The sequence below is a fragment of the Frankia sp. CcCS3 genome (assembly GCF_977927575.1).
Genome location: NZ_CDWRCL010000024.1, coordinates 23,317 through 29,316, shown reverse-complemented (window position 1 = coordinate 29,316; position 6,000 = coordinate 23,317). Strand labels below are relative to the sequence as shown.

Below are 6,000 nucleotides of genomic sequence, written 5' to 3'. Positions count from 1 at the left end.
TCGTGGACGAGGACGTCCGGGCTGCCCGCCGGGACCACCTCGAGGCTGCCGTCCGGCGCCCGTCGAACGGCCTTGTCGCCCTCGGTGCCGAAGACAAGGGGCTCGCCGTGGGCCAGCTTCAGCGTCACGTCGTCCCGGCTGGTCCGCTCCTTGAGCGCGTCGAAGGCGCCGTCGTTGAAGATGTTGCAGTTCTGGAAGATCTCCACGAAGGCGGTGCCGGGGTGCTCTGCGGCCGCGCGCAGCACCGAGGTCAGGTGCGCCCGGTCGGAGTCGATGGACCGTCCGACGAACGTGGCCTCCGCCCCCAGCGCCAGCGACACGGGGTTGTACGGCCGGTCCAGCGAGCCGAACGGCGTCGACTTGGTGATCTTGCCGATCTCGGAGGTGGGGGAGTACTGCCCCTTCGTCAGTCCGTAGATCCGGTTGTTGAACATGAGGATCTTCAGGTTGACGTTGCGGCGCAGCGCGTGCAGCAGGTGGTTCCCACCGATCGACAGGGCGTCGCCGTCCCCGGTGACGACCCAGACCGACAGGTCGGGACGGGAGGCGGCGAGCCCGGTGGCGATCGCCGGTGCCCGGCCGTGAATGGAGTGCATCCCGTACGTCTGCAGGTAGTACGGGAACCGTGAGGAACAGCCGATCCCGGAGATGAAGACGATGTTCTCCCGGGCCACCCCGAGATCAGGCAGGAAGCCCTGGACGGTGGCGAGAATGGCGTAGTCGCCGCATCCCGGGCACCACCGCACTTCCTGGTCGGAGGTGAAGTCCTTGCGGCTCTGCTGGGCCGGCGCGGCCGGCACCAAGCCGAGCAGCCGGTTACTGATGCCGCTGCGATTCGTCGTGACGGTCACTGGTTGATCACGTCCTCCAAGACGCCCGCCAGCTCCGCGGCCTTGAAGGGCAGCCCGCGAACCTGGTTGTAGCCGATCGCGTCGACGAGGTACTCGGCCCGGATCAGGGTCCGCAGCTGCCCGAGGTTCATCTCGGGAATCAGCACCTTGTCGTACGACCGCAGGATGTCCCCGGTGTTGGCGGGGAAGGGGTTGAGATGACACAGGTGTGCCTGAGCGACGTGCATGCCCTTGGCGCGGACCCGGCGGCAGCCGGCCGCGATCGGGCCGTAGGTGGAGCCCCAGCCGAGGACGAGTAGCCGGGCCTGCCCGGACGGGTCCTCCACCTCCAGCGGCGCGACATCGTTCGCGATGCCGTCGATCTTCGCCGCGCGCAGCCGCACCATCCGGTCGTGGTTGGCCGGATCGTAGGAGATGGCACCCTGGCCGTCCGACTTCTCGATGCCGCCGATACGGTGCTCCAGGCCCGGCGTGCCGGGGACCGCCCACGGCCGGGCGAGGGTCTCCGCATCACGCAGGTAGGGCCAGAACTCCGGCCCCTTCGGCCCGGTGTGGTTCGGCTCGGTGGCGAAGGCGACGCTCAGGTCCGGCAGCTCCGAGCGGGTCGGCAGCAGCCACGGCTCCGAGCCGTTCGCCAGGTAGCCGTCGGAGAGCAGGAACACCGGCGTGCGGTACTTGGTAGCCAGGCGGGCGGCCTCGATCGCGGCGTTGAAGCAGTCCGCCGGGGAGCGCGGCGCGACGATCGGAACCGGAGCCTCGCCGTTGCGGCCGAACATCGCCTGGAGCAGATCGGCCTGTTCGGTTTTGGTGGGCAGGCCGGTGGACGGGCCGCCGCGCTGGATGTCGACGATCATGAGCGGCAGTTCGAGGCTGACCGCGAGGCCGATGGTCTCGCTCTTGAGCGCGACACCCGGGCCGGAGGTCGTCGTCACGCCGAGCGACCCGCCGAAGGAGGCGCCGAGCGCGGCGCCGATGCCGGCGATCTCATCCTCGGCCTGGAAGGTCCGCACGCCGAACCGCTTGTGCCGGCTCAGCTCGTGCAGGATGTCCGAGGCCGGGGTGATCGGGTAGGAGCCGAGGAACACCGGCAGGCCGGTCAGCTCGCCGGCGGCGATCAGACCGTAGGACAGTGCCGTGTTCCCGGTGATCCGTCGGTAGGTACCGGCCTTCATCCGGGCCGGCGCCACCTCGTAGGTGACCGAGAAGGACTCGGTGGTCTCGCCGTAGTTGAAGCCGGCTCGGAAGGCCGCGACGTTCGCCGCGGCGATCTCGGGCCGTTTGGCGAACTTCTTCTCCAGGAAGCCGACGGTGCTCTCGGTCGGCCGGTGGTAAAGCCAGCTCATGAGGCCCAGGGCGAACATGTTCTTCGCTCGTTCGGCCTCCTTCTTGTTGACCCCGGTACCGACGCCCTCGGCGGCGTGCACCGCGTTGATGGTCATCGAGGTGAGCGGCACCCGATGCACCGTGTAGGCATCCAGCGTGCCGTCGGCCAGCGGATCCGTCGTATAGCCGGCTTTCTTGAGGTTGCTGCCGGTGAATGCATCGGTGTTGACAATGAGATTGGCCCCAGGCGGCAGGTCCTTCAGATTCGCCTTCAGGGCCGCCGGGTTCATTGCGACCAGTACGTCCGGTGCGTCACCCGGGGTAAGAATGTCGTGATCGGAAAAATGTAGCTGGAAGCCGGACACGCCGGCCGGCGTGCCGGCTGGGGCGCGGATTTCGGCAGGGAAGTCCGGAAGCGTCGACAGGTCGTTGCCGAATGCTGCCGTCTCGCTGGTGAACTGTTCTCCGGTGAGCTGCATACCGTCGCCGGAGTCGCCCGCGAAGCGCACGACGACCCGGTCGAGCCGGCGGGTCTCCCTCTCCCTGACCTGCTCTGACACCTTCAGTGACCTCCTCGGGTACCGTTCCAGCCTACCGGCCGTATCAATGATGCGCGCGCACCGTACCGCCGAGTTCGATCGCTCCATCCTCGTGGACGATCGACGATCGACCTCGGTCTCCGTATCCGTCGCGCCGTATGGTGATTGTTTGCCAACTCTACGTATATAGTCTTTGTCGTTGCGATCGTCCGGCTGGCGGGCCTTGACCCTGATATCGCTGGTCAGAAGGGGTGTACCGCCCGATGGAGATGATCGGCCGGATCCGGTTCAATGCGCTTCCGGTAATGCTTTCCACAATTTCGGGGGAGGCCTGGCGTGTCAGGGAATCGACAGGGTGATCTTTGTGTCGGGCGCCCGGAGCGGTGAGCTCGCTCTTGCCGGCGACCTGGCCTGATCCGAGATGTTACCGATTGTAGTCGCCTGGTGGCTTGTGGCTGTATGTCCGGTGAGGCCCGGCGTCGGGGCATGGTGGCCGGGGTCGGCGGGTGGTCAGGTATCAGGGGCGGCCCGCTCAGAAGCGGGGAGCATCGGGACATGACGCATAGCCCGGACGAGCAGTCGGATGCCGCGAGCGGTCCGGATGACGGTCGGCCCGACGCCGCACCTTCGTTCACGGCCGCGAGCGCTGGGCCGCGGGAGGCCAGGCCGCGGGAAAAGGTGGGAATCGTCGGGCCGGGCCGGGCCGGCACGGCGCTGGGCCTCGCCCTGGCGGCGGCCGGATATCCGGTAGTGGCCGTGGGAGTGCGCTCGCCGTGGCACCGATCGAGGGCCGTGAACCTGTTCCCGGACGCGTGGGTCGGCGGGGCGGCCGAGGTCGCCGGGCGGGCCGAGGTCCTCCTCGTCGCCGTGCCCGATGACGCGATCGGGCCGGTCGTCATGGACCTGGCCGCGGCGGGAGCCGTCGGGCCCGGCCGGACACTCGTGCATCTCAGCGGGCGCCACGGTCTGGGCGTCCTGGCGGCCGGCGGTGACGTGGGCGCGGCCCGTATCGCGCTTCATCCGATCATGACCCTGCCGGGGATCATCGAGGACTCCGCTCTCCTCGCCGGTGTCCCGTTCGGGATCACCGCCGATCCCGTGGCCGAGGGGCTGGCCCGCCGCCTGGTCACCGACGTCGGCGGCATCGCTCTGCCCGTCGCGGATGACCGGCGGGATCTTTACCACGCCTCTCTCGTGCTCGGCGGAAACTTCCTGACCACCCTGGTGGCGGCTGCCGGCGAGGTGCTGGCCGCGGCGGGCGTGCCCGATCCGGCCGCGGCGCTCGGTCCGCTGTTGCGGGCATCGCTGGCGAACACCCTGACCGACGGCTGGTCGGCGTCGACCGGACCGGTGCGGCGCGGTGATCTCGGCACCGTCGTGGCACATCTGACCGCGCTCGACCGGCTGGATCCACGGATCGCCGCCGTGTACCGACGATTGGCGATCTTTACCGCGGAGGAGCTCGAACGGGTCGGGCTGCTCGACCCGGCCGTGGTCGCACGTCTGCGCGAAGCCGTCCCGGACGAGCTCGGTGACCGACCGGGCAAGGCCCGCCGGGGGCCGGCGGCCGTACGGGCCGGGGGCGACGGTGGCCACACGCCCGACGGGAACGTTCCGCCAGCGCCGTCGCGTTGAGACAGGTGTACCGGTTCGACAGGACGGACACTTGATCGCCATGCCACACCGCCACTTCAACGGTCTGAAGACCGCGCTGCTGCTGGGCGTGCTGTCCGCCGCCATCATCGTGGTGGGTTCGCTGTTCGGGCGCGGAGGTCTGGTCATTGCGCTCGTGCTCGCGGTCGGTATGAACGGCTTCGCCTACTTCTTCTCCGACCGGATAGCCCTGCGGGCCATGCGGGCCTATCCCGTGACACAGGTCGAGCAGCCCCGGCTCTACGCGATCGTCGGGGATCTCGCCCGCAATGCCCGGATGCCCATGCCGCGGCTGTACCTCAGCCCGACCCGGGCGCCCAATGCCTTCGCCACCGGCCGTAACCCGCGAAACGCGGTGGTCTGTTGCACCGAGGGCATCATGGAGATTATGGACGATCGTGAGCTACGCGGCGTTCTCGGTCACGAGCTCAGCCATGTCTACAACCGGGACATCCTGATCGCCTCGGTGGCCGGGGCCCTTGCCAGTATTATCGTCTATCTGGCGAATATGGCTCAGTTCCTGGCCATCTTCGGCGGGCGGGACGATGAGGACGGTCCCGGCATCTTCGAGCTTCTGCTGCTGATGATCTTGGGCCCCGTCGCGGCGACGATCATCCAGCTCGCGATCAGTCGGTCCCGGGAGTACCAGGCCGACGAGTCCGGCGCGACGCTCACCGGTGACCCGATCGGGCTGGCGAACGCGTTGCGCAAGCTGGACGCCGGCACCGCGGCGCGGCCCCTGCCGCAGACCTCCAAGCTCGGCCCCGCCGCCGCGCTCATGATTGCAAATCCGTTCCGGGGTGGGGGGGTCGGGAAGCTGTTCTCCACTCATCCACCCATGAACGAGCGGATCGCGCGTCTCGAACAGATGTCACGCATGAATCCGTATCGGTGACCGGGCCTGATGACCACGATGTTGTCCGCGGCGCGTCGCCGCGGCAACACCCCGAAGTACTCGGAGTACGCTTTAACCCTGAACCGCTAACCGCGAACTGCCGGCCGAAACGGCGTCGGTTCACAACCAGGACCGCGGCGGAGCAAACCCCCCAGGTTCCGCCGCAAGCACCCCGCCCGAAACCCCCATCGGGCGGGGTGCGCCCTGTCTCGAGCTTTTCCGTCGCGTCAGCGGTAGTTGACGAACTGGAGGGGAACTTCGAAGTCCTCGGCTTTAAGCATCTGGATCACGCGTTGCAGGTCATCGCGCTTCTTCCCGGTCACCCGTAGCTGATCACCCTGGATCTGGGCCTGTACCCCTTTCGGGCCATCCGTCCGGATCTTTTTGGCGATAGCCTTGGCCTTGTCCTCCGCGATGCCCTGCTGAACGGTGACGGGAAACCGGAACTCCTTGCCCGACGGCTTGGGCTCCTCGAAGGTCAGGGCCTTGAGGGAAATGCCGCGTTTGACGAACCTCTCCTGAAGCACGTCGAGCACCGCCTTGACCCGCTCGTCCGTGTTCGCTACAAGCAGAATCGACTCGCCGGACAGCGTCGCGGATGCGCCGGTGTCACGGAAGTCGAAGCGGGTCCGGATTTCCTTGACCGTCTGGTTGACGGCGTTGTCTATCTCCTGGGCGTCAACTTTGCTGACGATGTCGAAGGGTGGATCTGCCACGTGTGCGGACCTCCTGGCCGGTT

Annotated in this window: 5 protein-coding genes; 2 read left to right on the top strand and 3 right to left on the bottom strand. The window is 67.9% G+C overall.

Features of this window, described 5'->3' with window-relative positions; all coding sequences use genetic code 11:
• The coding region (locus tag AC08OQ_RS04300; RefSeq protein ID WP_476611910.1) for a 2-oxoacid:ferredoxin oxidoreductase subunit beta at window positions 1-851 on the bottom strand (851 nt) is incomplete at its 3' end.
• Window positions 848-2,734, bottom strand: coding sequence for a 2-oxoacid:acceptor oxidoreductase subunit alpha (locus tag AC08OQ_RS04295; protein ID WP_476599992.1), 1,887 nt, complete (start codon window positions 2,732-2,734; stop codon window positions 848-850). The genes AC08OQ_RS04295 and AC08OQ_RS04300, both read right to left, overlap by 4 nt.
• Before the next feature lie 534 nt (window positions 2,735-3,268).
• Here AC08OQ_RS04295 and AC08OQ_RS04290 point away from each other — a divergent pair.
• Together AC08OQ_RS04290 and htpX are read left to right on the top strand one after the other, a co-directional pair.
• Window positions 3,269-4,348: a Rossmann-like and DUF2520 domain-containing protein gene (locus tag AC08OQ_RS04290; protein WP_476599994.1), complete on the top strand. Its 1,080-nt coding sequence runs from the start codon at window positions 3,269-3,271 to the stop codon at window positions 4,346-4,348.
• Window positions 4,349-4,388: 40 nt separating this feature from the next.
• A complete protein-coding gene (gene htpX, locus AC08OQ_RS04285; RefSeq protein ID WP_476600007.1) occupies window positions 4,389-5,261 on the top strand; it encodes a zinc metalloprotease HtpX in 873 nt (290 codons plus the stop codon).
• Between the two features lie 227 nt (window positions 5,262-5,488).
• On the opposite strand, the gene AC08OQ_RS04280 is transcribed toward htpX, so the two are convergent.
• Window positions 5,489-5,977 (bottom strand): YajQ family cyclic di-GMP-binding protein, encoded by a 489-nt coding sequence (locus AC08OQ_RS04280; protein ID WP_476599996.1) that lies wholly within the window; start codon window positions 5,975-5,977, stop codon window positions 5,489-5,491.
• Window positions 5,978-6,000 lie beyond the last annotated feature (23 nt).

Excerpts from the sequence above, each read along its gene's own strand:
- AC08OQ_RS04290 (WP_476599994.1), top strand. The coding sequence starts at position 3,269 with ATGACGCATAGCCCGGACGAGCAGTCGGATGCCGCGAGCGGTCCGGAT.
- htpX (WP_476600007.1), top strand. The coding sequence starts at position 4,389 with ATGCCACACCGCCACTTCAACGGTCTGAAGACCGCGCTGCTGCTGGGC.